The sequence below is a fragment of the Streptomyces sp. NPDC030799 genome (assembly GCF_055572255.1).
Genome location: NZ_JBVIDS010000011.1, coordinates 177,877 through 203,808, shown reverse-complemented (window position 1 = coordinate 203,808; position 25,932 = coordinate 177,877). Strand labels below are relative to the sequence as shown.

28 protein-coding genes and 4 pseudogenes are annotated in these 25,932 nt (G+C 70.4%); 10 read left to right on the top strand and 22 right to left on the bottom strand.

The window, feature by feature from the left end:
* Positions 1-361 precede the first annotated feature (361 nt).
* The 7 genes and pseudogenes from ACZ41I_RS27030 to dnaK all read right to left on the bottom strand — a co-directional run bounded on the left by ACZ41I_RS27030 (position 362) and on the right by dnaK (position 4,719).
* The gene (locus tag ACZ41I_RS27030) at positions 362-673 is read right to left on the bottom strand and encodes a hypothetical protein (protein ID WP_363217255.1); all 312 of its coding nucleotides are present in this window, start codon (positions 671-673) and stop codon (positions 362-364) included.
* 52 nt (positions 674-725) lie between these two features.
* The gene (locus ACZ41I_RS27025) at positions 726-944 is read right to left on the bottom strand and encodes an ANTAR domain-containing protein (protein ID WP_468515250.1); all 219 of its coding nucleotides are present in this window, start codon (positions 942-944) and stop codon (positions 726-728) included.
* A 449-nt stretch (positions 945-1,393) separates the two neighbouring features.
* Positions 1,394-1,789 carry a DUF2267 domain-containing protein gene (locus tag ACZ41I_RS27020; RefSeq protein WP_399774953.1) on the bottom strand — a complete coding sequence of 132 codons (396 nt, stop codon included), beginning with the start codon at positions 1,787-1,789 and terminating at the stop codon, positions 1,394-1,396.
* A pseudogene (locus ACZ41I_RS27015) lies at positions 1,786-2,040 on the bottom strand (hypothetical protein); the annotation flags it as partial. The gene ACZ41I_RS27020 and the pseudogene ACZ41I_RS27015, both read right to left, overlap by 4 nt.
* Positions 2,041-2,055: 15 nt before the next feature.
* On the bottom strand, positions 2,056-2,220 hold the full coding sequence (locus tag ACZ41I_RS27010) for a hypothetical protein (protein WP_468318641.1): 165 nt from the start codon (positions 2,218-2,220) through the stop codon (positions 2,056-2,058).
* Positions 2,221-2,305: 85 nt separating this feature from the next.
* A complete protein-coding gene (gene grpE, locus ACZ41I_RS27005) occupies positions 2,306-2,851 on the bottom strand; it encodes a nucleotide exchange factor GrpE (protein WP_468318639.1) in 546 nt (181 codons plus the stop codon).
* 2 nt (positions 2,852-2,853) lie between these two features.
* Positions 2,854-4,719 carry a molecular chaperone DnaK gene (dnaK, locus tag ACZ41I_RS27000; RefSeq protein WP_468515249.1) on the bottom strand — a complete coding sequence of 622 codons (1,866 nt, stop codon included), beginning with the start codon at positions 4,717-4,719 and terminating at the stop codon, positions 2,854-2,856.
* Between the two features lie 273 nt (positions 4,720-4,992).
* Between dnaK and ACZ41I_RS26995 the strand changes: the two genes are divergently transcribed.
* From ACZ41I_RS26995 to ACZ41I_RS26985, 3 genes are all read left to right on the top strand, one after another.
* Positions 4,993-5,373, top strand: coding sequence for an STAS domain-containing protein (locus ACZ41I_RS26995; protein ID WP_399774962.1), 381 nt, complete (start codon positions 4,993-4,995; stop codon positions 5,371-5,373).
* The gene (locus tag ACZ41I_RS26990) at positions 5,370-5,759 is read left to right on the top strand and encodes a hypothetical protein (protein WP_468515248.1); all 390 of its coding nucleotides are present in this window, start codon (positions 5,370-5,372) and stop codon (positions 5,757-5,759) included. The genes ACZ41I_RS26995 and ACZ41I_RS26990 overlap by 4 nt, the downstream gene beginning before the upstream one ends.
* Positions 5,760-5,963: 204 nt before the next feature.
* Entirely contained in the window at positions 5,964-6,116 is a 153-nt protein-coding gene (locus ACZ41I_RS26985; RefSeq protein ID WP_208030453.1) for a hypothetical protein, read from the top strand.
* Here the strand turns inward: ACZ41I_RS26985 and ACZ41I_RS26980 are convergent.
* From ACZ41I_RS26980 to ACZ41I_RS26960, 5 genes and pseudogenes are all read right to left on the bottom strand, one after another.
* Positions 6,102-7,142: a hypothetical protein gene (locus ACZ41I_RS26980; RefSeq protein WP_468515247.1), complete on the bottom strand. Its 1,041-nt coding sequence runs from the start codon at positions 7,140-7,142 to the stop codon at positions 6,102-6,104. The genes ACZ41I_RS26985 and ACZ41I_RS26980 overlap by 15 nt on opposite strands.
* A gap of 195 nt (positions 7,143-7,337) precedes the next feature.
* Positions 7,338-7,532, bottom strand: a pseudogene (locus ACZ41I_RS26975) (IS256 family transposase); the annotation flags it as partial.
* A 203-nt stretch (positions 7,533-7,735) separates the two neighbouring features.
* Complete coding sequence (locus ACZ41I_RS26970) at positions 7,736-8,158, bottom strand: Hsp20/alpha crystallin family protein (protein ID WP_399774970.1); 423 nt, start codon at positions 8,156-8,158, stop codon at positions 7,736-7,738.
* A gap of 82 nt (positions 8,159-8,240) precedes the next feature.
* Positions 8,241-8,630, bottom strand: a complete 390-nt coding sequence (locus tag ACZ41I_RS26965; protein ID WP_468515246.1) for a hypothetical protein — start codon at positions 8,628-8,630, stop codon at positions 8,241-8,243.
* 82 nt (positions 8,631-8,712) lie between these two features.
* The gene (locus ACZ41I_RS26960) at positions 8,713-9,288 is read right to left on the bottom strand and encodes an HdeD family acid-resistance protein (RefSeq protein ID WP_468515245.1); all 576 of its coding nucleotides are present in this window, start codon (positions 9,286-9,288) and stop codon (positions 8,713-8,715) included.
* Positions 9,289-9,520: 232 nt separating this feature from the next.
* Here ACZ41I_RS26960 and ACZ41I_RS26955 point away from each other — a divergent pair, with 232 nt between their 5' ends.
* Together ACZ41I_RS26955 and ACZ41I_RS26950 are read left to right on the top strand one after the other, a co-directional pair.
* On the top strand, positions 9,521-9,943 hold the full coding sequence (locus tag ACZ41I_RS26955; protein WP_468515244.1) for an Hsp20/alpha crystallin family protein: 423 nt from the start codon (positions 9,521-9,523) through the stop codon (positions 9,941-9,943).
* A gap of 47 nt (positions 9,944-9,990) precedes the next feature.
* Positions 9,991-10,170, top strand: coding sequence for a hypothetical protein (locus tag ACZ41I_RS26950; RefSeq protein ID WP_363219719.1), 180 nt, complete (start codon positions 9,991-9,993; stop codon positions 10,168-10,170).
* Between the two features lie 426 nt (positions 10,171-10,596).
* On the opposite strand, the pseudogene ACZ41I_RS26945 reads toward ACZ41I_RS26950, so the two are convergent.
* The 6 genes and pseudogenes from ACZ41I_RS26945 to ACZ41I_RS26920 all read right to left on the bottom strand — a co-directional run.
* A pseudogene (locus ACZ41I_RS26945) lies at positions 10,597-10,686 on the bottom strand (IS5/IS1182 family transposase); the annotation flags it as partial.
* 92 nt (positions 10,687-10,778) lie between these two features.
* Complete coding sequence (locus tag ACZ41I_RS26940) at positions 10,779-12,062, bottom strand: FAD-dependent oxidoreductase (RefSeq protein ID WP_468515243.1); 1,284 nt, start codon at positions 12,060-12,062, stop codon at positions 10,779-10,781.
* 264 nt (positions 12,063-12,326) lie between these two features.
* Positions 12,327-13,808, bottom strand: a complete 1,482-nt coding sequence (locus ACZ41I_RS26935) for an NADH-ubiquinone oxidoreductase-F iron-sulfur binding region domain-containing protein (protein ID WP_468515242.1) — start codon at positions 13,806-13,808, stop codon at positions 12,327-12,329.
* Positions 13,805-14,635: a hypothetical protein gene (locus tag ACZ41I_RS26930; protein WP_468318034.1), complete on the bottom strand. Its 831-nt coding sequence runs from the start codon at positions 14,633-14,635 to the stop codon at positions 13,805-13,807. Before ACZ41I_RS26930 ends, ACZ41I_RS26935 begins: the two co-directional genes overlap by 4 nt.
* A 395-nt stretch (positions 14,636-15,030) precedes the next feature.
* Complete coding sequence (locus ACZ41I_RS26925; protein WP_468515241.1) at positions 15,031-17,433, bottom strand: glycoside hydrolase family 65 protein; 2,403 nt, start codon at positions 17,431-17,433, stop codon at positions 15,031-15,033.
* 57 nt (positions 17,434-17,490) lie between these two features.
* A complete protein-coding gene (locus tag ACZ41I_RS26920) occupies positions 17,491-18,366 on the bottom strand; it encodes a universal stress protein (RefSeq protein ID WP_468515240.1) in 876 nt (291 codons plus the stop codon).
* Positions 18,367-18,598: 232 nt separating this feature from the next.
* Between ACZ41I_RS26920 and ACZ41I_RS26915 the strand changes: the two are divergent.
* Positions 18,599-18,957, top strand: a pseudogene (locus ACZ41I_RS26915) (CBS domain-containing protein); the annotation flags it as partial.
* Between the two features lie 20 nt (positions 18,958-18,977).
* Here the strand turns inward: ACZ41I_RS26915 and ACZ41I_RS26910 are convergent.
* Positions 18,978-19,898 (bottom strand): pyridoxamine 5'-phosphate oxidase family protein, encoded by a 921-nt coding sequence (locus ACZ41I_RS26910; protein ID WP_468515239.1) that lies wholly within the window; start codon positions 19,896-19,898, stop codon positions 18,978-18,980.
* A 116-nt stretch (positions 19,899-20,014) separates the two neighbouring features.
* Between ACZ41I_RS26910 and ACZ41I_RS26905 the strand changes: the two genes are divergently transcribed.
* Complete coding sequence (locus tag ACZ41I_RS26905) at positions 20,015-20,692, top strand: CBS domain-containing protein (protein WP_365331988.1); 678 nt, start codon at positions 20,015-20,017, stop codon at positions 20,690-20,692.
* 12 nt (positions 20,693-20,704) lie between these two features.
* Here the strand turns inward: ACZ41I_RS26905 and ACZ41I_RS26900 are convergent, their stop codons facing one another.
* Entirely contained in the window at positions 20,705-20,989 is a 285-nt protein-coding gene (locus ACZ41I_RS26900; RefSeq protein ID WP_468318048.1) for a DUF1876 domain-containing protein, read from the bottom strand.
* Positions 20,990-21,115: 126 nt separating this feature from the next.
* Positions 21,116-21,934 (bottom strand): universal stress protein, encoded by an 819-nt coding sequence (locus tag ACZ41I_RS26895; protein ID WP_468318051.1) that lies wholly within the window; start codon positions 21,932-21,934, stop codon positions 21,116-21,118.
* Between the two features lie 196 nt (positions 21,935-22,130).
* On the opposite strand from ACZ41I_RS26895, the gene ACZ41I_RS26890 reads away from it, so the two are divergent.
* The 3 genes from ACZ41I_RS26890 (at position 22,131) to ACZ41I_RS26880 (ending at position 25,673) form a co-directional block, all read left to right on the top strand.
* Positions 22,131-23,000, top strand: coding sequence for a universal stress protein (locus tag ACZ41I_RS26890; RefSeq protein WP_468515238.1), 870 nt, complete (start codon positions 22,131-22,133; stop codon positions 22,998-23,000).
* Between the two features lie 85 nt (positions 23,001-23,085).
* Positions 23,086-24,561 (top strand): bifunctional aminoglycoside phosphotransferase/ATP-binding protein, encoded by a 1,476-nt coding sequence (locus ACZ41I_RS26885; protein ID WP_468515351.1) that lies wholly within the window; start codon positions 23,086-23,088, stop codon positions 24,559-24,561.
* A gap of 77 nt (positions 24,562-24,638) precedes the next feature.
* Complete coding sequence (locus ACZ41I_RS26880; RefSeq protein ID WP_468515237.1) at positions 24,639-25,673, top strand: alcohol dehydrogenase catalytic domain-containing protein; 1,035 nt, start codon at positions 24,639-24,641, stop codon at positions 25,671-25,673.
* Here ACZ41I_RS26880 and ACZ41I_RS26875 read toward each other — a convergent pair.
* Positions 25,668-25,931 (bottom strand): acyl carrier protein, encoded by a 264-nt coding sequence (locus ACZ41I_RS26875; RefSeq protein WP_468515236.1) that lies wholly within the window; start codon positions 25,929-25,931, stop codon positions 25,668-25,670. The two genes, ACZ41I_RS26880 and ACZ41I_RS26875, sit on opposite strands and share 6 nt — an antisense overlap.
* Position 25,932: the final 1 nt, after the last annotated feature.

Genomic DNA, 25,932 nt, shown 5'->3' with positions numbered 1-25,932 from the left:
GTGGCGGTATGGAGGACGCCAGGCGCGGGCACACGGAGGCGATGCGTGGCGTGGTGCAGGTGGGCCCAGCAGGGACGGGCGGGCAGGGTGCTGTGGGCGTGCTGGGGCGGCTGGATGGTTACCAGCGACGTCTCGGCCTGCTCGCCTGGCTCTGTCTCGGCGCCCTGGTCTACGTCATCACGGCCTACCGTTCCTACGCGGCAACGGAGCTTCAAAGGCTTCGAGAAGATCACCGTCCAGTTCGATGCGCCACCCCGCACGGACGCCAGCAACACCCCGGAGTCGCCACAACTCCTGCCGCGTGCACGCCCCCCGCAGTGCCGGTGGCCGGATATCCCACCAGATCTGCACACCGGCCGCTTCAGCTTTCTACCGGTTTGATCCGCACCTCTCCGCTGTGCCGGTCGGCCTGCACCGCGTAGCCGGCCTGCGTGAGAATCTCCAGCAACGCCTGTCGCAGTGCGGCACGGATCCCCTCGTACTCCGCGACCTGCCGCCCCACCGGATCCAGCTCCGGTGACGGCAGCCAGCCGACGACCACTGCATCCTGCTCCTGGCGGACCTTCAGGCCCGTCCCCTCTGCGGCACTCGCGGACGCGACATCGAACCCCGCACGGGCGAGCGTGCTGCACACATCCGTGAACAGCTCCTGCAGAGCAACCCCGTCAGCCATGCACGAAATCTACACAAGCCGGCGTGGAGGGCTTCAACTGAATCGGCCTGCTTCAGGCCAGGGAAGACGGCCGACTACTGAGCCGGACCTGCTGGACCACGTCGCGCAGTTTGGTGTTGTGGTGCTGGGAGATCCGGCGCAGCACGTCTAAGGCGTCGCCCTCGCCGAGGTGGTGGCGTTCCATGAGGATGCCCATGGCCTCGCCGATGGCGTGCCGGGAATCGATGGCGTGTTGGAGTTGATTGATGGTGTGGGTGCTGGCCAGGGCCACGGCCGCGTGGGAGGCCGGCAGCCGGCCGGCGGTTTCGAACTCCTTGGTGAAGGTGAGAGCAGAGACTCAGCGCGCCGAAGTCTTCCCGGTCGGTGCAGAGCAGGACTCCGCTCATGCTGCCCACTCCCAGCTCTCGGGCGCCGGCGGTGAAACGCAGGGAGGCCGGCCGGGGCTGGGTCATGTGCGCGACCCGGTACAGAAGTTGGTCGCACAGTTGGCGCGCAGCCCGCTCAGGCGGCTGGGCGAGTCGGCGCGGCCGAACATCAGCGCGTAGCAACCTCGCCGCCCGTAGCGGCACTTCCCGCAGATGCTGGAGAAGAGCCGCTAGGAATACCTGGGAAGGGGGTCGAAGAAGCCGTCCGCCTGGTCGGTACGGGACTCGGGCGTTTGTCCTTCTGTCGCTGGTATCCCGTGAGCGGCGGGTGTGCGGCACCGGGTTGGGGGCTTGGTCAGGTGGGCTGGGGGCGGCCGAAGAGCAGGTCGTAGCCTGCGGGGAGCTGGAGCAGGATCTGGCCCAGGAGATCGTGGCCCGCAGCGTCGGCGACGGTGCTGAGAACGGCGCTGACGTCCCAGGCCGCGGTCTGCTCGGTGGCCCCCTCGATCCAGGCTGCCGTCGCCCGCACGAACCTCTCCGGAGGCAGCGGCTCGGCGCTCTGCAGGGGGTTGAGCAGGATCAGGGCGAAGTCTTCCGGCAGGCGCGCCGCCAGCTGGGCGCGTACCTCGCCGACCAGGTGGGCACCCAGCAGGGCGAGGACCACGCGCGCCGCGCGTTCTGCTTCCCGATCTGTTTCGTACTCGCCGCGTTCCTTCACCTGGTCGAGGAAGGCTTCGCGTCGCAGGGTCATGTCGGCCGCCACCCTTCTTCGGCTTCTTTGCTCCGGTGGGGGGCGGAGGGCGGGTGAGGGGGAGATCGGATGCCCGTCCTCCGCCGGTTTGTCGGCCCCGGCCGCCATCGACCAGCCGGAGATCTCCTCACGGGACCGCTTATGGCGATCTTGCGGGGTTTGGCGCCCGGAGCGCAGGCTGTGTTGGTCATGCCCTGGCCGAGCGGACCGGTGGTGGTCGGCACGCCAGCGGTGTGGCCGTGCTCGGGGTGCGCCGGGGCCTGGTTTCAGCCGGCCAGATCGGCTTTGCCGAACAGGACGGCGTAGCCGGAGGGGAGCTGGCTGATGATCTGGTTCAGCTCACCGCCGGAGACGGCGCCGGCCAGGGTGGTCAGGATGCTGTCGTATTCGCCGAGCTCACGCACGCGCGCGAGGAACTCATGGTGCTGCATCGTTTCGTCACCTCCGCCTGCCAGCGATCTCAGGGCATCGAAGGCGATGCCCGCTTCCCTCGGTACTCAAGTAGGGGCAAGCCTGTCAGCTACGCGCGACAGGCCAGGGCGGCTTGTCTGCCGGGGCGGATGACTCCCGGACGCCCCACTCCCGCCGCGGTGCACTCCTCGCCGGCGGGGCCGGTCCGGTGACCTCCACAGTCGCCGGGCGCAGCAGGTTCTCGCCCAGACGGTAGCCGGGACGCAGAACCGCCGAGCACACCAGGCGGTCCGCAGCGGCGCAGACATGGTGGGTGAGAGCGTCGTGGCACGCGGGGTCGAACGGATCGCCCACCTCACCGAACGACGTGACGCCCAACGAGCCGAGCTGCTCCTGCAGGCTGTCAGTGATGTCCTTCAGGCCGGGCGTCAGCGGCTCGTGCGCCAACGCCCGGTCGACGGCGTCCAGCACGGGCAGCAGCGCCCGCACCACGTTGGCCACCGCTATCTCGCGTACGGCCAGGCGGTCCCGCCGGACCCGCTTGCGGTAGTTGTCGTACTCGGCCTTCACCCGCTGCAGGTCGGCGGTCCGCTCCTCCACCAGGCGCCGCAGCTGTTCCAGGTCGGTGCTCCGCGGACCGCTCCCGGTCATCGTCAGCCAGCCTCCGGCTTGTCGTCGTCCACGATCTCGGCGTCCACCACGTCATCATCGGACGAACCACCGCTCGTACCACCGCCCGCGGACGCGCCGGCCGGCTGCTCGGCCCGGGACTTCTCATACAGGGCGGTGCCGATCTTCTGCGCGGCCTGCGCGGTGCGGTCGATCGCCTGCCGGATCGCGGCCGTGTCCGCGCTCTCGTCCTTCAGCTTCTCCTTCAGCTCGGCCAGCGCCGTCTCCGTCTCGGACTTGGCGTCGGCCGGGATGTTCTCGGCGTTGTCCTTCAGGAGCTTCTCGGTGGAGTAGACGAGCTGCTCGCCCTGGTTGCGGGTCTCGGCCGCCTCACGGCGCCGACGGTCCTCCTCGGCGTGCTGCTCGGCCTCGCGGACCATGCGGTCGATGTCGTCCCTGGGCAGCGCCGAGCCGCCGGTCACCGTCATCTTCTGTTCCCTGCCGGTGCCCAGGTCCTTGGCGGAGACGTGCATGATGCCGTTGGCGTCGATGTCGAAGGCCACCTCGATTTGCGGCACCCCGCGCGGCGCCGGAGCGATACCGGTCAGCTCGAACATGCCGAGCTTCTTGTTGTACGCCGCGATCTCCCGTTCGCCCTGGAAGACCTGGATCGTCACCGAGGGCTGGTTGTCCTCGGCGGTGGTGAAGATCTCCGAACGCCGGGTCGGGATCGTCGTGTTGCGCTCGATCAGCTTGGTCATGATGCCGCCCTTGGTCTCGATACCGAGGGACAGCGGGGTGACATCGAGCAGCAGGACGTCCTTGACCTCACCCTTGAGGACACCGGCCTGCAGCGAGGCACCCACGGCCACGACCTCGTCCGGGTTCACGCCCTTGTGCGGATCCTTGCCGGTCAGCTCCTTCACCAGCTCGGTCACCGCGGGCATCCGGGTGGAGCCGCCCACCAGGACGACGTGGTCGATGTCGGACACCTTGATCCCGGCGTCCTTGATCGCGTTGTGGAACGGGGCCTTGCACCGCTCCAGCAGGTCGGCAGTGAGCTGCTGGAACTGGGCGCGGGTCAGTTTCTCGTCCAGGTGCAGCGGGCCCTCGGCCGAGGCGGTGATGTAGGGCAGGTTGATGGTCGTCTCGGTGGACGAGGACAGCTCGACCTTCGCCTTCTCCGCCGCCTCCCTCAGGCGCTGCACGGCCATCTTGTCCTTGGCCAGGTCGACGCCGTAATGGTTTTTGAACTGCTTGACCAGGTGGTCGACGATCCGCTGGTCCCAGTCGTCACCGCCGAGGTGGGTGTCGCCGTTGGTGGCCTTGACCTCGATGACGCCCTCGCCCATCTCCAGCAGCGACACGTCGAAGGTCCCGCCGCCCAGGTCGAAGACGAGGACCGTCTGGTCGTTCTCCTTGTCCAGCCCGTACGCCAGCGCGGCGGCCGTCGGCTCGTTGATGATCCGCAGCACGTTCAGCCCCGCGATCTCACCGGCCTCCTTGGTCGCCTGCCGCTGGGCGTCGTCGAAGTACGCGGGCACGGTGATCACCGCGTCCGTGACGTCCTCGCCCAGATACGCCTCCGCGTCCCGCTTCAGCTTCTGCAGCACGCGCGCGGAGATCTCCTGCGCGGTGTAGCGCTTGCCGTCGACGTCTCCGTGCTCGGGAAAACGCCAGGCATGGTCACCCATGTGCCGCTTGACCGAGCGCGCGGTGCGCTCCACGTTCGTCACGGCCTGCCGCTTGGCGACCTCGCCGACGAGGACCTCACCGTTCTTGGAGAACGCCACCACCGACGGGGTGGTCCGGGCACCCTCGGTGTTGGTGATGACGGTGGGCTCGCCGCCCTCAAGGACCGAGACCACCGAGTTCGTCGTACCCAGGTCGATACCAACCGCACGTGCCATCTGTGCTCTCCCTCCTCGTCCTCACCTCGTTCTTCGCCTCACCGGCAGGGCATCCACCGGACCGGACCTGCACGCAGCGGCGGCTCGGGACGCGCATCCCCCGCTCCTCCGAACCCGCACGTCCGGCCACCTCCTCGCCATCCTGAACTGCGGTTTCATACCCACTTGCCTACCTTCCTGAAATAAAACTTGAGTCTTGTGTTGTCAAGTTCGGGCGAGGTATAGGGGAGGTGTCCGCGGTACTCCCGATACCCAGAGAGCGGGGTGCGGATCATGGCACTGTTCCTCGCGGCGCACTGGCACAACGGCTGGGCCGTGAGAGAGATCAACGGCGCCCTGGACACGGCCACGGCCAGGGAACTGCGTGACTTCGCGGCGCCCGTCCACGCGCGGCACCGGCACCGTCATCTGATCCTGGACCTGTCCGAACTGACCCATGCCGACGCCGACGGCCTCGACGCTCTGATGTCCGTGCGGACGCTGCTGGACCAAGACCAGGAGGAGCTCCGCCTGGTATGCCCGCAAGGGCGGACCGAGCGGCTGCTGCACAGCAGCGGCGCCGCTTCAGACCTGCCCGTGTATCCCTCCCTCGACGCGGCCCTGTCAGCACCCCGGATCGTTCCCGCACACCGGATGGGAGGTGCAGTGCAGTGATCACCGAACTTGCTGTCGAACGTGTGGAGTTCACCTGCGGCTCGTGCTGGCACCGCTGGAGCGTCGACTACGACGTGCAGCGCTACCGAGACGCCCTCGACGCCGAGTGGGAGGTCTTCTACCGCGACAACACCGCCGTTCCTTCCCCGTATACGCCGCATGGCGCCCCGCCCTGCGAGCACTGCGGCCGCCGCTGGGTCGGTCGCCTGGTGGCGCGCCGGCCCGTGCCGCTGCCCGGTGACGCCGAGGCGCCGCGCAGCCAAGTCCCGGCCCAGGGTGCCGATCGCCCCGAGCGGCACACCGCGCCGATGCTGCACGCCGCCGGTCACCCGCAGCCGCAACCCGGCGCACAACCAGCCCCGCCGTCCACGAAGCCCTCAGGGTGACCCCGTGCGCGCCCCCTCTTGAAGGCGGGCGCGCACTGTATGCCAGGCACGCTGGCGCGCCGACTTCCAGGACGCTACGGCGGGAGCCTGCGGATGGAGGATGGACGTCCCGGTTGACTGTCAGGTGTGAGCTGCAGCATTGCCGATCCGCGCGGACGGCCTCCACGATGACGGGATCAGAGACGTCAAGGAAGGCAGCTCCTCATGGGTGATCATGTACACGTGCGGCTCAGCCAGGGGCTGAGCGTGTCGGCCGACGGCGAGCTGATCGAACACTCCCGCTGCCGATGCGGGGCCACCTTCACCAAGGTGTTCGACGCCGACGGCGGGGAACCGGAACGCCTACCCGGCTCCTGATGCCGGCCCCGCCGCCGTGCGGCCGGTGTGCTCGGATGTCTCAGACTGGGCAGCGGTAGTGGCTCGGCCGCGGGCCTGGCGTTCCCGTTCGCGTCGGCTGTATGCGGGGGTGCGTGGGCGTGAGCCGACAAGTGTTCTCAGCATGCCGACCCCCGCCACGACGGCGGCGGCGTGCAGCACCGCAGCGACGGCGAGGTTTTCCGGCAAGGTGACGTCACGGGGGTGGGCCAGTGCCACGAATAGCGTGAGGGGCAGTTTCCAGCCGCTCCACGCGAAGAGCGAGCCTGACCCGAGCCAGCCGAGCGCCAGCAGGAGGCGGTGGGGCACTCGGGCAGGGTGTTGTCGGGCGAGCATCCAGACGGCGGCGGATCCGGCAAGCGCCCAGAATGCACCCACAGCCGTCAGCAGGCACCCATTGGTATCCCGCTCGGCCGGGTGCGTGACTCCGAGGGTGCCGCCAACTGCCCAGTACAGCCAGGCAAGACCGACGACGGCTGCGACAGCAGCGGCCCACGGCGCAGCGGTACGGGTACCGTCCCCGACTCTCGCGGTGAAAACTTCCGGCCAGCGTCGCCGCAGGTAGGCGGGGAGAGCGAGGGCCAGCCCCAGCCCCATCCCGATGAAGCCAAACTGGATCAGTGCGCCTTCCCAGCCAGGCATGGCGGAGTCGTCGCTCCCGCTCTTTTCGCCGCCGCGCGCAGTATCCAGCACCGTACTGAGTACGGCGTACGGCAGGATTGACACGAGGAACCCTGCCCCCGTCCAGGCGCAGAAGGCCACCAGTCGCCCCGGTATCCGCATGCCCCAAGGCCGCGCCAGGGCGAGCGCCAGAGCCATCCCAGTGCCCGCCATGCCGATGGTCACGGTATTGAGGAGGACCCAACCGGCCAGGTTGAACCCCTCGCCGATCGGCGCCAGTCCCAGTAGCGAGCCGACGACCCACGACACTTTGATCAACAAATAGGGCGACACAGCCAGCGCCGCCCCGTATCCTGCGCACCGTCCGACCCGGTCCCAGCGTTCCACCTGGACAGCCCTTCCTCAGCGGGAACTCCAGCCTCGGACATCCCCTGCCCAAGTACATCCGCCACGGGGAGCGTGCGTCTCCGTCGGGTGGCGGAGACCGATCTCGTCATTCAGACGGACCAGGGCATGCGACCTGCCCTGACGAACGCTCACCAGCACATGCAGATTCAGCGGCGCTGGGGTCACTCGTGCCACGAGGGCGCTGGTTCGCTCGACGATCTGGCCGCGTTCGAAGCGGGCTCCGGCACGGACCAGGTCAACGAGGTGGGGTGCGTCAACCACCCGCCACCGCTGCTGGGCGGACTCGACGAGTTTGACGACCATGGCCAGGGCGGCGGTGCGGGAGCCGGCGCCGCGGGTGACCTTGGTCCGCAGCCGGACGGTGGAGAACGGCGTACCGCGCCCACCGGACTACTCACCTGCCCTCGGCGTCGGGCTCTGCCGTGCATGGCTTGGCCATGCCACGGCCAGAAAGACCGTCACCCGCCGTCGGCCCCCCGATGTCTGACGGCCGGTATGCCCCGAGAGGCAGGGACGGCGTCAGGGCTCCGGACTGATGCCCGAAGCCCTGAAGCAGTGGTGTTGCTGTCGCGTCAGCTGCCCAGTTCCTTGCGATCGCTGCCGCCGCTGACGGCGATCTTGCGGGGCTTGGCCTGCTCGGCGACCGGGATCTGCAGCCTCAGCACACCGGCCTCGTAGGAGGCTTCGATCTTGTCGGTGTCGAGGGTCTCACCGAGGAACAGCTGCCGGCTGAACGTCCCCGCGGGCCGCTCGGTGATCACTGTGTCACTGTTCTCGCCGTACGCCGGCTTGCGTTCGGCCTTCACGGTCAGGACGTTGCGCTCGACATCGAGGTCGATCGACTCGGGGTCCACGCCCGGCAGGTCCATCTCCACGAAGAACATCTCGCCCTCACGCCAGGCGTCCAACGGCATGCCCGCCGGGTGCGCGGCCGTACCCCAGACCCGCTCGACGAGCCGGTCAAGCTCGCGGAAGGGATCTGTACGCATCAGCATCTTCATCCCTCCTTGTCGTCCATCTCGCGTCCTTCGCTCTCTTCCGATGTACCACTGCGCCGAAAAGTTGACAACAGTCGGCTCAACTTTTTTTCGGGCAATTGTTGGCGGCGGTCTGCCGCAGCCAGGCTGCGTCGGCCTCCGGATCGGGGGTGGACACAGCCAGACGGGCGTAGGGGGCGTCGTGACCGAAGGTCGTCACTACGAGCACTGGGCCCTGGGTGCTCAAGGCGGCGAAGTCCCGGCCACGACTGTGCTCCAGCTCGCCCACGCACCAGCGCCCCGGGCGGAAGCGGTAGCGGGGCCCGGGGTGCGGGCGGACCGCGCGCCACCAGTGCGGCTCCACGCGGACCTCGTCCACGCACTCAAGCGGCAGGCGCACGCTGCGGCGCCGCGCCGCCAGCGCCCACCGCCACGGCAGACGCACCACCAGATCGCCGCCGTTGGTGTGCAGCCGCGTCACGATGCTCACCTGCCTTTCGGTAAACGTGGCGCACCGCAGGCACCTGCGGGCCTGCGGTGCGGCGCCCTTGGGGGCGCGGGGAGCAGAGTGGTCAGTGAGCCACGCGGGCACCGGACGCCGGCCTGGTCCACGACCGCGAACCGTGCTCGGCAAGGGTGCGGTACTCCCGCCAGGCCGCGATCAGCCACAGGCCGCCCGCGATCAGCGCGTACACGCCCAGAACCAGGGCGATGGCAACGGCGCCGGCATCCGGGCGCAGCCAGAGCAGCACACCCGCCGCCACTGACACGACGGCGGAGGCCCGCAACCACCTCGCGTGCCGCATCCGTGTGGCGACCCACAACTCCAGGCATCCCGTCACGATGGCCCAGGCGCCCGCCATGACTACCAGCGCCAAGGCCGTCAGGCCCGGCCACAGGGCCGTGACCAGTCCGGCCACCACCCCCAGTGCGCCGGCCGCCGCACAGGCCGCGGCAGGCCGGCGTTCATGCCGGTGCCGCCACGCCGTAGCGATGAGCATCGCGCCGTCCACCAGGGCGTACGCGCCGAACACCCAGGCCAGGGCCAGCACCGTCAACTGCGGCCAGAGCAGCGTCAGCGCGCCGAAAACGACCGCCGAAACGCCGCGGGCCCCCAGCAGCCGGACACTCTTCATCTCTTCGGTCACCAGCTCCTCCCTTCCGGCCTTCCCGTGCGCCGACCGCCCAGGCCGCCCCGGCAGCCAAGGCCATCGGCGCAACCGAACACTCACTGCCCGTGATAGTGAATTGAGTCGCTCAGTGTCAACTTCATGCAGTCGGAACTTGTCAGTGAATCTCTTGTCGGTTATACGAATAGCCGGTACTCGATCGTCGGGCCGCAGCCCCTGCGGCCTGCCTTCAGGGAGGGAGAAGTTGGACATGCTTGCGCGTACGGGCGGTCTGGGCGATCTCGAACGGCTCACCCATCAGCTCGCGCATGCCGCCGCCCCGGCCGGCACCGTCGTCCCGGTGGATGCCTGGCGCGATGACGAAGCGCTCTACCTGCAATTCGACCTGCCCGGCATGGACCGCTCCACCATTGAGCTGACCACGGAACAGCACGCGCTGACCCTGACCGCCGAGCGGCCCTCCCCGATCCCGGCCGACGCCCGTGCCGTACTGACCGAGCGGCCCACCGGCCGGTTCACCCGCCGCCTGGCCCTGTCCGACGCCCTGGACACGGCTGCCGCCGAGGCCGCGTACGACAACGGCGTCCTCACCCTGCGCATCCCCCTGGCCGCACACGCCAAGCCCCGCAAGATCGCCATCTCCGGCGGCGGACCCAAGCAGCTGACCGCCTGAGAGCTGCCTGGCCCGCCCGTCCCATCGCATCGAAGGAGGCTGAAACCGTGGGCGCCCTGCTGTGGCTGCTCATCCCGCTCGTCGTCGGCATCGCCGCCAGCATCTGGGCCTGGAGCACCGGACACCGCAACCCCAGCCCGCCCGACCACGACACCTGGGAAGACCTCGACCGCTACCAGCGACTGCGGACCGTCCTAAGCGCCAACGAGCACTGCAAGGCGGCGTGAGCCAGGTGATCGCGGGATCGAGCCGGACGCATGCGCGCCGCGGGGCTCCTCACTGCGGGCGAGGTTACCGGCGTCGACATGCGACGCCAGGGTCGCAACCGGCGCGCCATCGCGGGCGATTGACGGCCGCCGGAACCGTGTCGCGCTTCAGCGCCTCTTCTGGGCCTGCACACTTCCAGGACCGTGCGCGCCCGGCGACCACGCGCTGGCTCACAGTCTCTCCGCCCGGCTCGCTCGTGACGTAGGCCATGATCGGGATGTCGCCGGGAGTCCTTCCGGCTCCGCTCGGAGCATCCCAACAGTCACGGCCAGGCCATGGTGTTCGAACGATGCATGGGTCACTGCGGCGGGCCGCTGGGGTGCTCTTGTCATGGCGAGTAATGCAGTGGCGAGGCGTAGCCGGCGGCCCTGACTCCGCACATTCGGGCGGTGCTGAGCCGGTGGGCGGCGTCGGCCGGGGAATCGGGGAGCCCGTTTGCGGGCCCCAGCTGCATGCTGATGAGCCCGGCAGACCGTGGGTGGCGTGGGGCGCGGCGGCGATCGCCCTCGGAGCGGCGGCCTACGGCGTACGCCGACGCCTCACCGTGTCTCGCTCTCGGCGCCGTCGATCAGCCGGGTACGGAGAGCCGGGAGGCGTGCCGGGTGATGCGCCTGGCGGCGAACTCCGTCCCTGCCACGAACCGCATCATCGGGCCGAACATCGGGGCGGCGAGCGAACCGGTGAAGTACAGGCCCGGCACCGACGACTCGAACCATGCGGACAGCTGGGGTGCCTTCGAGCCGCGGACGCAGGCCAGGGTGACGCGCACCGCGGGCGACAGGAACGGGACCGCGTCCAGGTCGAGGCGATAGCCAGTGGCCGCGAGAACGTGATCCACGGTGAGCGTCGTCTCCGCCCCGCCCTGCCCGGAGAGTTCCAGGCGTACTCCGGTACCCTCCACTACCGCCCGGGTGACGCGGGTGGACGTACGGACCGGCACGATGTTCTCGACCCGGTCCCGCAGCCACCATCCGCCCGACGGTCCCAGCGCGCGGCGGAACAGCAGCATGCGCGCGGCCGCGGGAAGCCTGCGCACTCCTCCCGGGGCCTTGCAGACGGCGGCCAGGGCCCATCCCGTTCCCAGGGGCGAAGCGGGCCTGGCCACCCGCTGTGTCCAGGGCCGGGCCAAAGCCGGTTTCGTCCCCCACAGCACGCGTGGTTCCCGAACCAGCACCTGTACCTCGGCGCCGGCCTCGTGCAGCAACGCGGCGCTCTCCAGGGCGGACTGGCCACCGCCGACCACGGCGACGCGCTGACCGGCATAAGGAGACAGGTCGGTGTGGTGGCTGGTGTGCGAGACCAGGGCAGCCGGACCAGGTCCCTCGGGGGCGAGACGCCGCAGTTCCTCGGGGATGTCGGCGAGCCCGTTCAGGCCGGTCGCCACCACGACGGCGGCGGCCGGCAGCTCCTGTCCGTCATTCAGCCGGACGAGGAACCCTCGGCCTGCCGGGGCCCGTTCGACGGTCACGACCCGGCGCGGGTCCACCTCGCCGACGTACCGTTTCTGGAACCACATCCCGTACCGCACGAACACGTCGCACGGGATCGGCGTCAGCTCTGTCAGCTCCGGCTCACCGTGCATCCGGCGGAAGTCTGCCAGGCGCCCGCCGGGCTCCGGTGCGGAGAGGTCGGTCGCGTCCGGGGTCGATTTCAAGAACATGCCGGTGGCCATGGCGTGCCGCCAACTGCCCATCACCTCACCGAAGATGCGGACCGGTATCCCGGCCGCCCGAAGATGCGCGGCCACCGACAGACCGTACGGACCCGCCCCGACCACGACGACCGGAAGCCCCGTACGGCCGGTGAACCCCTGCTCGCGGGCAGGACGTTGTCCCGGCAGCGACTGTGTCACGCATCCCCCTGCTGATCCCGACACCGCCTTCCCCAAGGCAGCGCGTACTTCGGGATGGCACGCTGCCGCACCGCCGCCGCGCCCGTCCCCCCTCCGCCGCTCAGTGTGACGTATAGGCCGGTATCGGTCGACGATATCGACCACATTGACCAAGAGGCGGGCAATTGGCAGAACCGCGCTTTTTCACCATGCGCAGCATCATCACGAGTTCGGCCTCGCCTGCCCCGCGCGGCAGGTACGCGCAGGTTGCCTTCACGGGAGGAGTCACACGCGGTGCTGGAGACGTATGGCCAGGGCCGGGCACTGGTTGACGGCGCGGCGGGCGCCGTGCTCCTGCCACGGGGCGACCCGGATCGTGGCGGAGGTGGGGTAGCCGTGCGGGCCGAGGCGAATGAGGTCGGGGGCCAGCACGGCGCACAGGCCGTGGCCGGTGCAGCGGGACCAGTCGACCTCCAGCCGGGCGCCCTTGGCGGGCGGGAGGGGCAGTACGCCACGTACGGGGCGGCCGCAGCCGGGGCCGGACAGGTGGGCGTCGACGTCCTCGGCGAAGACGTCCAGCGCGCTGAGCAGGAAGCGGGCCGTGCCGTCCGGGTGCGAGCAGACGCCACCGGCCTGGGCCGCACCGAGGGCACGCCGGGCGTCCTCCAGCACTGTGGGCTCGGCGGCACCAGCGGCCAGCATGGCCAGGGCCTCGGCGGCCTCGGGCAGGCCACGTTTGCACGGTCCGCACTGGCCGGTGGACTCGACCGCCAGCCAAGCCGCGACCTGGGCGCTCTCGCCGAGCGGGCAGGTGTCGTCGGGGAGAGCGACGATCGCGCCCGCGCCAAGGGTCCCGCCGAGGGCGGCGAGCCCGGCACGGGAGAGCGGCGCGTCGATGGCGTCCGACGGCGGCAGCCAGGCGCCGTGGTATCCGCCCACCAGCACTCCCGCGCCCGGCTGGAGTCCGCAGGCATCCAGTACCGGGCCCAGCCGGGTGCCGGTCGGAACCTCGACCACCAGCGGATCGGCGCCTGACCGGTTGACGGTGAGCAGGGCCGTGCCGGGTTCCTCTGGGGTGCCGACGGAGGCGTAGGCGTCGGGTCCGAGTCGGGCCGCGACGGCGATTTGGGCCCAGGTCTCGGCGTTGGAGAGCAGCGTCGGCCGACGACGCACCCCGCCCGCTGCGCCGCCGGCCGCGCGGGCCTTCAGAGGTGCCGGTATCACCGGCAGACCGTTGACGCCACGGATCAGGGCCCCGGATTCGCCGGAGACGAAGCGCTCGGGCAGGGATACGGTCCGGGCCGGGCAGGGAAGTTCGCGCTCGGCGAGGGCGGCCGGGACCGATATCTCTCCGGGGCTGCCCGCGGCGACACCGATCACGATCTCCTCGGCGCCGAACGCGGCCGCGGCCAGACAGGCGCCGTCCAGCACCAGATGGGGCACGCGGGCCAGCAGCATCTTGTCCTTGGCGCTGGCCGGTTCGCCCTCGGCGCCGTTCACCACGATGACCGGTGACGCGCCCGTGCGGTCGGTGGTGGCGAGCGCGGCCCGGGCCTTGCGGGCGAACGGGAAGCCGGCACCGCCACGGCCGGACAGGGCGACCGCCTCGGCGAGGGCGAGCAGACCGTCCCGGCCCAATGGGCGCAGGGGCCGGTGGACACGAGTGTGGGCGGCGAGGTCCAGGCGCTGGTGGCGGTCCAGGCCGGCGGTCAACCGGGCGGCCTCCAGCCAACCCACCTCGGGCAGCTCCAGCGGGGCGTCCTTCATTCGCTGCTCCTGGGCTGGGCGAGGCGGAGCGGCCGGGGCCCTGGTCTCATGGCGTGCCTCGGTCGTTTGGGTACGCCGGCGATCGGTGCGTACCGGCGAGCCGTCGTCGGTGCCGCGGGCCGGGCGATCGGGCGGACGCCGGTCGCGGGCCGGGGAGACCGCGTCGACAGGGCGGCTAGCGCGGCCGGGCGGACGGCGGCGGGCCGATACGCCTTGGCGCCGCGCTGACGCCTGCGCAAGGTCCGGCGGCGGCCCAGGTAGGAAAGGGAGCGAACCAGCAGTGCGAGCGCCACCAGGGCCGCGCACAGGCCGTAGCCCCAGAACACCCATGCGTGTGCCTTGCGCCCCGCCGTCAGCCCGTGCGCCAGGGAGACCGGCCAGCAGACGTACGCCGTCGAGTGCAGCACCCGCCACAGCCAGGGGCGGCAGCCGGCGAACCGGCCGCGGAACACGCCGGTGGCCGTGATCAGAACGAGTAGGTCGGAGGCGATGGTGCCCAGACTCACCGCGAGGGCGGTGCCGCCGGTGAAGGGGACCACCGCGGTCTGCGGAGCGGCGTGCCGCTCGACGACCTTGACCGCGATGTGAGTGCCCAGGAAGCCGAGCGCCGCGACGGCGCTCGCCCGGTGCACGGACTGCACGGCCACCCGCAGCCGGGGGGTCAGCACCAGCCGATCGGTGGCCGCGAGCCCGCATGCCACCACGGCGGTCAGCGAGAGCAGGGTGAAGACGCCGGCGAAATAGTCCAGGAAGGCCATCACCCGGCCGACTGCTGCGGCCGACACGGCGCCGTGCCCGGGTTGGGCGAGCAGGGCGACGCTGGACATGTGGGACCTTCTTCCTTGCGCTCGGGTCGCGCAGCCAGGCCGTGGAAGGCCGGATCGGGCTTTTCGCATGCCCACGTCGGAGGGCACTGCCGGGGGGTGTGGCGCCGGCGGCACTGCAGGCAGAGCTCATCGTTAGCTCGGACCCCAGCTGGGTGCCAACCGCTCTGTTACGGCCCATGACCGTAGCGAGCGGGGCAACGAAGCCGGTTTCCCGGGCGCAGGTGCGCGGTTGTGCTCCACGACCGTGCCTAGTAGATGCCGAGAGCGGCGTGACCAGGTTCACGCGTGCAGCCATACCCCGCCACGACACTCGGCACGACGGGGCAGCCCCGGGCCGTAGCCATCGGAGAGCGACCTGTGAGTGGAGGGTGGCCGAGCCGGCGACCGCCGCAGCGTCAGTCCTTCGGCAGAAGGAGCGGGCACGTCTCCCCTGGGGCGATGGTCACCGCGCGGTCGGCCAGCACTACGCGGATCGGCGATTCCTCCGAGGCGGGTACGGCGATCTCCAGCTGCCCGCTCCGGCGCCGCATGCCGATGCCCCAGTGACCGCGATAGTGCAGTGTGAAGCCGTACTCGGAGAGCGCCGGAAGTGGGACCGGGTCCAGCCAGAGGGCGTCCTCGCGTGTCTCCAGTCCCGTCAGGCCGCGCTGGATCAGGTCGAGGGTTCCGGCCATGGCGCCGAGGTGGATGCCTTCGCCCGTGGTGCCGCCCTGGATGTCGGCGATATCTGCCTCCAGGGCTTCGTGGACGTACTGCCATGCGTCGGCCCGTCTGGCTCTGGCGAGGACCAGGCCGTGGACGAGTTCGCTGAGGGTCGAGCCGTGGCTGGTGCGCTGGAGGTAGTAGTCGACGGTGCTGCGCCAGATCTCGTCGTCCAGGTGGTATCCGAGACGCCGGAACAGAGCGCGCAGTTCCGTGGGCGAGAACAGGTAGCCGAGCATGAGGGCATCGGCCTGCTTGGACGCCTTGTACCGGTTGACCGTGTCGCCCTCGGCCTCCAGCACGCGGTCCAGCCGCCGGATGGTGCCGTAGCGTGCGCGGTAGGCGTCCCAGTCGAGTTCGGCGAGGTCGTCGTAGCCCTCGAACTGGCTGATGACGCCTTGGTGGAAGGGCACCCGCAGGCGTCTGGAGACCTCCTCCCACTCCGGCAGCGCGCCGGCGCTCAGCCGGACCCGCTGGAACAGTTCCTCGCGCCGCCATGCGGGAAGGCGCCGCACGAGCTCCAGAGTGCGGGTGAGGACCCAGGCGGCCATGACGTTGGTGTACGCGTTGTCGTCGAGCCCGGGCTTCGCGGCACCGGGATAGCCGTCGTGGTACTCGTCGGGGCCGACGACACCGCGGATCCGGTAGCGGCGCGTGTCATGGTCGAAGACTGCCAAGTCGGCCCAGAAGCGGGCGATCTGCAGCAGCATTTCCGCGCCTTTGGTGTGCAGGTACTCCGTGTCACCGGTGGCCTCGCAGTACTGCCAGACGTTGTAGGCGATCGCCGAACCCACGTGGTGCTGAAGGCGCGAGTGGTCCGGCAGCCAGCGGCCCGAGGCGGGGTTGAGATGCCATTCCTGGGACTCCTCACGCCCGTTGCTGCCGCTCTGCCACGGATACATCGCCCCGGCCCTGCCGACCGCGCTCGCCGCCGCGCAGGCCCGAGGGAGGCGTCGGTGGCGATAGTTCAGCAGCGCCCGGGACACCTCCGGAAGATGCAGGTTGAGATAGGGGAGGACGAAGAGCTCGTCCCAGAACACATGACCCCGGTACGCCTCGCCGTGCAGACCCCGGGCCGGGACGCCCACATCCAGCTCCGCCGTGTGCGGTGACAGCGTCTGCAGGACATGGAAGAGATGGAAGCGCAGGATGCGGCCGGCTTCTCCGGGCACTTGTACGTCCGTGCGTCGCCACAGCCGCTCCCAGGCCGCGACATGGGAGTCGAGCAAGGCCGGAAAGTCCGCCGCCACGGACACCCGCTCGACGGCCTCGCCGAGGGCATCGCTGATCGCTTTGTCCCGCGAGGTGTGCACTGCCACCGTCTTGTCCACGATGACAGACCTGCCGCGGGTGATCGGGACGACCAGACGGTGGACGGCGCGGTGGCGGGTGGGCCGAAGCACTGATGAGACCGCAGCCTCGTCCGCGCGGACCGTCGTCCGGGCGGCCAGGGCGACGGCGATGTCCGAAGTGCTGGTGCGGCAGCACAGCCAGGTGGTGTGGGGTTCCTGCGCACCGGTTCGCACGTGGTTCAAGTGGTGGCGGTCGAGTGCGCGGTAGCGGTGCACATTGCCGTTGATGACATCCCCGTCCAGAGAGCTTTCGATTTCGATCTGTCCGGTCCAGTCCTCGGCGGTGAGTACCGTCCGCAGTGCGGCCAGGTGCGGGTCCTCCATGTGCACCAGGCGGATCTGCTCGACGCTGAGCACACCCAGCTCGTCGTTCCGGTGGCGGGAGGACCGTGCGAGTGTGCCGCGGCGCAGATCCAGGGTGTGCCGGTGGTCCAGGAGGGTGTGCATGCCGGGGGAGAACCACGGGCTCCACGTCCCGCCTGTGCGGCGCACCCGGAACCGGAGAAAGAGCCAGTTGGGAAGGTTGACCACGTCTTCGTTCACGACCTGCCGCCCCGCCACGGTCGACTCCAGGCGGTTGTAGCACCCCGCTACATAGGTGCCTGGATAGTGCACCAGGCCGGCCCGGTGTTCCGGCAGTGCGCCGCGTGTGGCGAAGTAGCCGTTGCCCAGTGTGCAGAGGGACTCACGCAGTTGCTCGGCGGCGGGGTCGTAACCCGTCCACTCCCATGTCCACTCCGACATCCGCCACCTTTCCCTCTCCTTCGCAGGCTGTGCCGGCCCAGGTGCCCGCGGCAGGCCTCAGACCGGCTGGGGGACGACGGCGACCGGGCAGTCCGAGTGGTGCAGCAGGGTGTGGCCGACCCGGCCGAGCTGCAGACCGAAGTGGCCGTGCCGGCGCTGAGCGCCGACGACGATCAGGTCCGCTTCGGCCGATTCCCGCAGGAGGACCCGGTGGGCGGTGCCCTCGACCGCCTTGCGACGGACGTCCACCTGAGGGTGCTCTCGTACCGCCTCGCGCAGGGCGTCTTCGAGGCTGGTCGCGGCCCGCTCCTCGCGGAGCCGGGCGGCGTCGTCAGCGATCAGCATGTGGTCCACGGGTTCCTGTGACGGATTGCGCCAGGCCCGTACGGCTGTCAGGGCGCAGCCGCGCACCTCGGCTTCCCGGACGGCGAACCGTACGGCCCCCGCACCACCGGACGCGTCACCGACCCCCACCACCACGCGGCCGTGGGCTCCCCGGCGGTTGGCCTCCGCGCCCCGGATGACGACGACCGGGCAGACGGCGCGGGCCGCGACCGCGAGGCTGACGGATCCCAGCAGCATCCCGGCGGTCTCGCCGCGCCCACGTGACCCCGTGACCAGGGCGAACGCCTCGGGCGCCGTCCGCAGCAGCGCGGACACGGCGTCCTCCGGCAGCGCCTTTCCGGACACCTTGACCTCGGGATTGCGTCGCCGGGCCCGTTCCACGCACGACGCGACGATGTGCTCGGCCATGACCTCCTCGGCCGGACGTTCGGTGCTGAAGGACGGTTGGGCTCCCTCGTACAGCTCCCAGAGGGAGGCATGGACGAGATGGAGGGGCAGACCGTGCCGTGCCGCCTCGTCCACGGCCCAGTCGACCGCTGCCAGACTGGAGTCCGATCCGTCGACGCCCACGACCAGTGGGAGTTCCATAGCCGTCACCGCCTTCTCGCCCGGCTGTCGAGGTCCTCCTGTGAATACCGTCGCACTGCCTGCCCGGCGCCGCGACACGCCACCGGGTCCCGGGCCAGGGTGGCTCTCCGGCCGGTTTGCGACCTGTCAGGTCATGGTGATGCTTGACTTCAGGCATCGGCCGAGCGATGTGATGACCACACCCGCGGTCGCCGTCGGGCGCGACGCGCCGTTCTAGGACATCGTGCGGGTCATGGACGAGCGGCACGTGAGTGCCGCGCCGGTCCTGAGCGGCGAAGGGCGGGTCGTCGGCGTGGTGTCCGAGGCCGACCTGCTGCCGAAGGAGGAGTTCCGGGATCGCCGGCCCACCCGCTCCGAGCGGATGCGACTGCCGTCCGGCCTGGCCAAGGCGGAAGGTGTGAGTGCTGAGGAGGTGATCAGCGCGCCGTTGTCACGGTCCGCCCCGACGACACCCTGGCCCGGGCAGCGCGCCTCATGGCCGTGCACCACGTCAAACGGCTCCCTGTCGTCGATGCCGAGGCCGGATTGCGCGGCATCGTCAGCCGTGGCGACCTGTTGCGGGTCTTCCTGCGGTCGGACGAGGAGGTCCAGCGCGTCCGAGCCATGACCCTCTACTGATCGGCAGGCGTGATCCGGCGGCCCGTGAGGTTGGTGGGCTCGATCGACACCCACATCTCGCGCGCGCCGCCCGCCCACGGCGTGGTGTGCGCGCGTTGGGCGAGCTCGCGTACTGCCTCGGGGTCCGTCACCACCCGTGCCGGTCCGACGGCGAGCACGCTCCAGCCCTGGCTCAGGGCGTCGTCCACGTGGTCGACCTCGAAGGCGACCTCCGTCTCCGCTGCCGCCGCCGTCACGGAGTCGGGCGCGGTCCGGAAGACGATGGCGTCATCGACGAATTCGTAGTTGACCGGGACGACCGCCGGGCGGCCCTCGGACGTCACCACCGCGACCCGCCCCACCCCGTGCGTGGAGAGCAGGGTGCGGCACTCCTCCAGGCTGAGGTCCCGAAGCTGAGGGTGCAGCAGTGCGTGGCCCTGACCGGGCGGGAGATCGATGCCTCCGCCACGCAGTGCGGCGACCGAGGTGCCCAGCGCGTCGGCCAGTCTGATGAGCGTCGCCAAGGTCGGATCGGCGGGCTGTTCCTCCAGGTAGGCCAGATAGTAGGGCGACATTCGCGCGCGGCCGGCCGTCTCCTCTCGGCTGAGCCCACGCCTTCGGCGTTCGACGGCCACCCGCCGGCCGATGTCACCGGGATTGCCCGTCCCGGCCGGCCTGGTCAGCGTGGACGCGGCCGCCGCCTCGCCGGTTGTCGGCGGCGCCTCGCCCACCCCCGGGGGCTGCTCGTGCTCGAGATGGCGTATGTGGGCGTCCGGGCCGGGAAACACGAGCGTCACATCGTTCGTGTCCGACCAGCGCACGTCGTAGGGGGGTGTTCCGTCGTCGTGGTGGAGCCCGACGATCTCGCCGTCGCGCCTGGCTGCGCCGGTCGCCGGACTCTCGATGACGAGTTGGTCGCCGAGGTGAGCTCGCATGGTCGCCGCCCTCTCCTCAGAATGGTGCTGTATCCAACCTGCCACGCGGGCCGCACCGCCGCACGAGGCGGCGGCCTCGTATCCGTGCGGTGGGTGTCCCGCACCCGGGAGGCACCATGCATCACCGAACAGTCGAGGAGCTCATGTCCCGGGACGTCGTCCGGGCCCGGCCCGACACGCCGTTCAAGGAGCTCGTCAGGCTGCTGGAAGAGAACGACGTCACCGCCGTACCCGTGGTGGACGAGCTCGACCGTCCGATGGGCGTGGTGTCCGAGGCCGACCTGCTGCGCAAGAGCGCCGACCAGGCCGACCCGTCCGGCAGGACCCCCATTCCGCATCTGGAGGCCTGGGAACGCGCCAAGGCCGAGGGATCCCGGGCCGAGGAACTGATGTCCGCTCCCGCGGTGTGCGCCCGGCCCGAGTGGACCGTGGTCGAGGCGGCCCGCCTCATGGAAGCCCAGAACGTCAAACGCCTGCCCGTGGTCGACGAAGCCGATCGGCTGCTGGGCATCGTCAGCCGTGGTGATCTGCTGAGGGTCTTCCTCCGCCGCGACGACGCCATCCGCGAGGAGATCACCGGAGACGTTCTGCGGCGCACGTTGGGGCTCGATCCGAGGGACGTGACCGCGGAGGTGCGCGATGGGCGGGTCGCCCTGGCAGGCACCGTGGAGCACAGGAGTCTGATCCCCGTCATCGAGCAGTTGTGCCGGGGCGTCGACGGCGTGGTCTCGGTCACCGCGCAGATCTCTTTCCGGACGGATGACGCCCGGGACACACCTACCGGGACCCTGTGAAGCGGCTGGGCATCAGAGGGGTTGTCCGGCTGTCTGACGGGTGCTGGGTTGTGGGGCGTTGGACTGGACGTCGCGTTCGGCGGTCTCCAGCAGCTGATGAGCCAGATCGACCAGCGCCCTGCCTGCCGCCAGCTCGTCGCCGATCTCCGGCACGTTCATGTCCGCCGGATGGCAGTGCGCGGTTCCGTGGCCGGTGAGCGAGGTGGTGCCGGTGTCCAGCACCAGATGGGCCTTCGTCGTTCCGTCGTCATCCTCGAAGAGGTCGAGACGTACCTTCCACTGTCCTGTGTGCGACATCGTTCTCTCCTTGCCTGGCGCTTCTCCACGATCCGACGACAGCCGCCCTGGATCACGGGGCCGAAGGTCCCCGGGGCACCGGCAACCGGCCCTGGAAGCCGGTCGTGCGGCCCGGTCCTGCGGCGGTCACATCTGGGGTACGACGGCCACGGGGCACGGCGCGTGATGCAGCAGCGCATGGTTGACCAGGCCGAGTTGCAGCCCCGGATGCCCAAGTCGTCGCCGAGCACCCACGATCAGCAGATCCGCGGTCGACGCGGCCTCCAACAGCGCCTGGCGGGCCGGTTTCTCGATCAAGTGCCGACTCACCGCGGCGTCGCCGTACCTTTCCACAGGCCGGCGCAGAGCGTCGTCGAGCACCTGCGCCGGGGGACGCCGGTGGGCCTCCAACTGCCATGAGGGTGCCTGCGATGTCGTACACGCACCGGACGGTGCGCTCCAGGCGTGCACGGCCTCGAGTCGGCAGCGCCGCACCTGGGCCTCGCGCACCGCGAAGTCCACGGCTGTGCCGCTGCCCTCCCCGTCCTCGACACCCACGACGACGCTTCCGAACCGGCCAGTGCGGTGCTCCGATCTGCCGCGGACCACGACCACCGGGCAGTCGGCGCGTGCGGCCACGGCGAGGCTGACCGAGCCGAGGAGCATGCCGGAAAGATCTCCGAGTCCCCTGTTCCCCAGCACCAGCGCGAAGGCATTACGCCCCTTGTCGACCAAGGCGGAGGCCGCGTCATCGTGCGACACCTCGCTGGACAACCGCACCGCCGGAGCGCCCTCCCTGGCGCGCGCCGAGGCAGCGCTGATCACGGCGGACGCCTCCTGCTCACCGGTGGCCGCGTGCAGCAGGTGGAGCGGGATCCCGTGCCGGGCCGCCTCGTCGGCGGCCCAGTCGACGGCCTCAAGGCTCGCCTCCGATCCGTCGACGCCCACCACCAGGGGAATCGTCACCGCGTCCGTCTCCTCTCCTGCCGCGCGCCCCGCTTTCGCGTCCGCCCCCGGGGTCCATATGCGCCGTGGAGAGGACCGGGAGATCCTCGAAGGGGAGAAACTCGTCGCTCCCGTATGCAGGCCATGTCCGGACCGTCCACACGATCGGACTCCTTCGCCGTCCCCTCCAGCTTCTTACGAGACGGAGACCGCCGCCATGCAACCAGTCGTCACCGTGGGCCTCGACGGCTCGCCCGAGAGTCTGGCCGCCGCCCGTTGGGCCGCCGACGAGGCCGGGAGGCGCAAGCTCGCTCTCCGGCTGCTGCACGCGTGGCCGACGCTTGCCCCGGAACCGGCTCGTCTCCCCGCGGAAGTCGATCAGAACTACTGGGCGAAACGACTCGTCGACACGGCGCAGGCGGAACTCCGGGCCCGCCACCCGGGCCTGGCCATCGACAAGAGCCTCGTCGCCGACGACGCCCAGCACGCCCTGCTCCAAGCGGCCTCCGAATCGGAGATGGTCGTCCTGGGCTCCCGAGGACTCGAGTCCGTCGAGAGCTACTTCCTGGGGGACGTCAGCATGCCCGTCGTGGCGCGGGCCGAGCGGCCCGTGGTGCTGGTGCGCGCCGAGCCCCGGGACCAGGGGAGGCCGGCCCTGGCCGCGAGCCGTGTCGTTGTGGCCCTGAAACTGCGCGGATCGCCGGACGACCTACTGGATTTCGCCTTTCATACCGCTGCGGCCAGGGATGTTCCCGTCCTCGCGGTCCATGGACGCAGCGTGCCGCTTCGCGCACGTACGCCCTGGGGAGTGGACCACGGCTTCAGCGAGGAGACGACCCGGGTCACGCACGAGCAGGTGAGCAAAGCGCTGCAGCCGTGGCGGGAGAAGTACCCGCGGGTGGACGTGGCCGACAGCATCCGCCTCGAAAGCCCCGCCAAGGCCGTCGTACGAGCCGCGGAGGGCGCCTCACTGCTGGTCGTGGGCCGACGCCGGCACCGTACCGGTCTGGCGCCTCACCTCGGTCCGGTGGCGCAGGCCGCCGTCCATCATGGACGCTGCCCGGTCGCCGTGGTTCCTCATGACTGAGCCCGGTCTCCGCGAGCCGCGTGCCGACGTGTCCGCTCTGCGGTCGAGCGTCCCGCGCGACGGGGAGCCCCTGTCGCGTGCTGCGGTGTGCGAGACCCACACCGCGACGCTGTTCTTCGTCGGCGACCGAGCCTACAAGCTCAAGAAACCGGTCGATCTGGGGTTCCTGGACTACACCACGGTCGCTGCGCGCCGAGCCGGATGCGAGCGCGAAATAGCCCTCAACCGCCGGTTCGCCCCCGACGTCTACGTGGGACTCGGTGAGTTCCGCAGTCCCGACGGGGAGTCACCTGAACCACTCGTGGTGATGCGTCGCATGCCGGAGGAGCGCCGCCTCTCCCACCTCGTCCGGGCGGGGGCTGTCGTGGACGACGTCCTTCGCACCGTCGCCCGGCAACTGGCGGCATGGCACGCGCACGCACCCCGTGGCCGCGACGTGGACGAGCAGGGCACGCGGGACGCGCTGTCGGCACGGTGGGAGGCGAGCTTCGCGCAGGTTCACGCGCTGGGCGTGGAGGGCGCCGTGCCCGACTGCCTGACGGAGATCGAGGGGCTGGTGCGCCGCTATCTCGCCGGTCGCAAGCGGCTGTTCGACACCCGCATCGAGCAGGGACGGGTCGTCGACGGCCACGGCGACCTGCTCGCCGAGGACGTCTTCTGCCTCGACGACGGCCCCCGCGTCCTGGACTGCATGGAGTTCGACGACCGCCTCCGCTATGTCGACGGCCTGGACGACGCCGCCTTCCTCGCCATGGACCTGGAACAGCTCGGAGCCCCGGAGGCCGCGACCTACTTCCTCGCCCGGTACGGCGAATACTCCGGGGATCCCGCGCCCCCTTCCCTGTGGCACCACTACGTCGCCTACCGCGCCTTCGTCCGGGCCAAGGTCTCGGTGATCCAGGCCCGGCAGGGCGCGCCGGGTGCCGAAGCGGCGGCGCGGCGGCTCGCCTCCATGGCACTGCGCCACCTGCGCACCTCCGCCGTCGGCCTCACCCTCGTCGGTGGGCTGCCGGGCAGCGGGAAGTCCACACTCTCCGGAGCGCTGGCCGACCGGCTGGGGGTCACCCTGCTCAGCAGTGACCGCATGCGCAAGGAACTGGCGGGCATCCCGCCGGAGCAGACCGCCGCGGCGGGCTACGGCGAAGGGCTGTACACGCCCGAGTGGACGGCCAGGACCTACGCCGCCCTGCTCGAGCGCGCAGCCGCACTGCTCTCCTCCGGTGAATCGGTGGTGCTCGACGCCACCTGGTCCGACGCCGCACAGCGCGAAGCTGCTCTGAGCCTGGCCGACCGAACCAGCGCCGACCTGGTGGCCCTCCACTGCCAGGTGCCGGGCGAACTGTCGGCGGCCCGCCTGAGCACGCGCGCCCCGGGCATCTCCGACGCCAGTCCCGACATCGCCACCGCCATGGCTGCCAGGGAGCCGCCGTGGCCCGAGGCCGTCCCGGTCGACACCAGTGGTGCGCTGGAGTCCGCGGTCACCCAGGCGCTGGCGGCCGTACGCCCGTGGGGCACCGGTCAGGCACCGGTCTTCCGCCGCCCGTACATGGAGCCGGACTGAGGTGTTGCGAGCGGCCGTGTTGCCCGGGTGCAGTGCGGGGGTGACCGTGGAGGTGGGGGAGCGAGGGAGTGAAAGCGGTGCGAGCGCTCGTCTACCACGGCCCGGCACACACCTCCTGGGACACCGTCCCCGATCCGGTGATCGAGGAGGCGACCGACGCGATCGTGCGGATCGACGCCACCACCGTCTGCGGCACTGATCTGCACATCCGGCGGGGCGACTTCCCCGAGGTGAAGCCGGGGACGGTCCTCGGCCACGAGGCCGTCGGCGAGGTCGTCGACGTCGGTGAGCAGGTCCACCACCTGCGCCCCGGCGATCAGGTGATCGTGTCGTCCGTCTCGGCCTGCGGTGACTGCGCGGATTGCCGCGACGGCAGGTACGGACAGTGCCGTGGGGGTGGCGGATGGATCCTGGGCAGTCTGATCAACGGCACCCAGGCCGAACTGGTGCGCGTGCCGTTCGCGGATCACTCCACCACCCGACGGCCCCCCGACCTCCCGCTCGCCGACGCGGTCTTGCTCGCCGAACTCCTCCCCACCGCCTACGAGGTCGGGGTCCGCAACGGACACGTCGGACCCGGACACACCGTCGTCGTGGTGGGCGCCGGCCCCGTCGGTCTCGCCACGGTGGTCCTTGCGCGGCTCTACTCGCCCCGCAGGATCATCGTCGTCGACCTGGCCGGCGCTCGGCTGGAGAACGCCAAGCGCGTGGGGGCGGATGCCGCCGAATCGCCAGGCACCATGATCGCCGACCTGTCCGAGGGGCCGGGGGCCGACGTGGTCATCGAGGCGTCCGGCGACCCGGACGGTTTCGTGCTCTGCACGCGGGCCGTCCGCACGGGAGGGCACATCGCCAACATCGGCACGCACGGCAAACCGGTGTCACTGCATCTGGAGTCCCTCTGGCGCAAGAACGTGACGATCAGCACGGGCCAGGTCGACACGTCCTCCACACCGTGGCTGCTGGAGCTGTTGCGGTTCGGCCATCTGCCCGTCTCCCCGTTGGTCACCCACACGTTCGGACTCGACCGGATGGAAGACGCCTATGAGGCGTTCGCGCGCGGCACCAGCACAGGCGCCCTCAAAGTCGTGCTGCACCGGGAGTCGTCATGACCCCTGGGCGGTCCTTTCGACCAGGAACCGCGTCGTGTCGGACAGCGTGGTCAGGTCCGGGTAGTCCTCTTCGTAGATACGGACGCCCGCACGCTCGGACAGCAGCTCGACCAGGCTGAGGAAATCGAGCGAATCCAGTTCGAGCACATCGCGGAACTTGTCGTCCGGTTCGATCAGAGTGAAGTCGGCGTCGGGGATGATCCGCGTGATCGACTCCTTGATCAGCGACAGAGCCTCCGCGCTGTTCAGTGGCTTCATC

What these genes read in the sequence shown, in the direction of transcription:
- ACZ41I_RS27030 (WP_363217255.1), bottom strand. Translation starts at nt 673, where the DNA reads ATGGCTGACGGGGTTGCTCTGCAGGAGCTGTTCACGGATGTGTGCAGC.
- ACZ41I_RS27020 (WP_399774953.1), bottom strand. Translation starts at nt 1,789, where the DNA reads ATGACCCTGCGACGCGAAGCCTTCCTCGACCAGGTGAAGGAACGCGGC.
- ACZ41I_RS27010 (WP_468318641.1), bottom strand. Translation starts at nt 2,220, where the DNA reads ATGCAGCACCATGAGTTCCTCGCGCGCGTGCGTGAGCTCGGCGAATAC.
- grpE (WP_468318639.1), bottom strand. Translation starts at nt 2,851, where the DNA reads ATGACCGGGAGCGGTCCGCGGAGCACCGACCTGGAACAGCTGCGGCGC.
- dnaK (WP_468515249.1), bottom strand. Translation starts at nt 4,719, where the DNA reads ATGGCACGTGCGGTTGGTATCGACCTGGGTACGACGAACTCGGTGGTC.
- ACZ41I_RS26995 (WP_399774962.1), top strand. Translation starts at nt 4,993, where the DNA reads ATGGCACTGTTCCTCGCGGCGCACTGGCACAACGGCTGGGCCGTGAGA.
- ACZ41I_RS26985 (WP_208030453.1), top strand. Translation starts at nt 5,964, where the DNA reads ATGGGTGATCATGTACACGTGCGGCTCAGCCAGGGGCTGAGCGTGTCG.
- ACZ41I_RS26970 (WP_399774970.1), bottom strand. Translation starts at nt 8,158, where the DNA reads ATGCTGATGCGTACAGATCCCTTCCGCGAGCTTGACCGGCTCGTCGAG.
- ACZ41I_RS26955 (WP_468515244.1), top strand. Translation starts at nt 9,521, where the DNA reads ATGCTTGCGCGTACGGGCGGTCTGGGCGATCTCGAACGGCTCACCCAT.
- ACZ41I_RS26935 (WP_468515242.1), bottom strand. Translation starts at nt 13,808, where the DNA reads ATGAAGGACGCCCCGCTGGAGCTGCCCGAGGTGGGTTGGCTGGAGGCC.
- ACZ41I_RS26930 (WP_468318034.1), bottom strand. Translation starts at nt 14,635, where the DNA reads ATGTCCAGCGTCGCCCTGCTCGCCCAACCCGGGCACGGCGCCGTGTCG.
- ACZ41I_RS26925 (WP_468515241.1), bottom strand. Translation starts at nt 17,433, where the DNA reads ATGTCGGAGTGGACATGGGAGTGGACGGGTTACGACCCCGCCGCCGAG.
- ACZ41I_RS26920 (WP_468515240.1), bottom strand. Translation starts at nt 18,366, where the DNA reads ATGGAACTCCCACTGGTCGTGGGCGTCGACGGATCGGACTCCAGTCTG.
- ACZ41I_RS26910 (WP_468515239.1), bottom strand. Translation starts at nt 19,898, where the DNA reads ATGCGAGCTCACCTCGGCGACCAACTCGTCATCGAGAGTCCGGCGACC.
- ACZ41I_RS26905 (WP_365331988.1), top strand. Translation starts at nt 20,015, where the DNA reads ATGCATCACCGAACAGTCGAGGAGCTCATGTCCCGGGACGTCGTCCGG.
- ACZ41I_RS26900 (WP_468318048.1), bottom strand. Translation starts at nt 20,989, where the DNA reads ATGTCGCACACAGGACAGTGGAAGGTACGTCTCGACCTCTTCGAGGAT.
- ACZ41I_RS26890 (WP_468515238.1), top strand. Translation starts at nt 22,131, where the DNA reads ATGCAACCAGTCGTCACCGTGGGCCTCGACGGCTCGCCCGAGAGTCTG.
- ACZ41I_RS26875 (WP_468515236.1), bottom strand. Translation starts at nt 25,931, where the DNA reads ATGAAGCCACTGAACAGCGCGGAGGCTCTGTCGCTGATCAAGGAGTCG.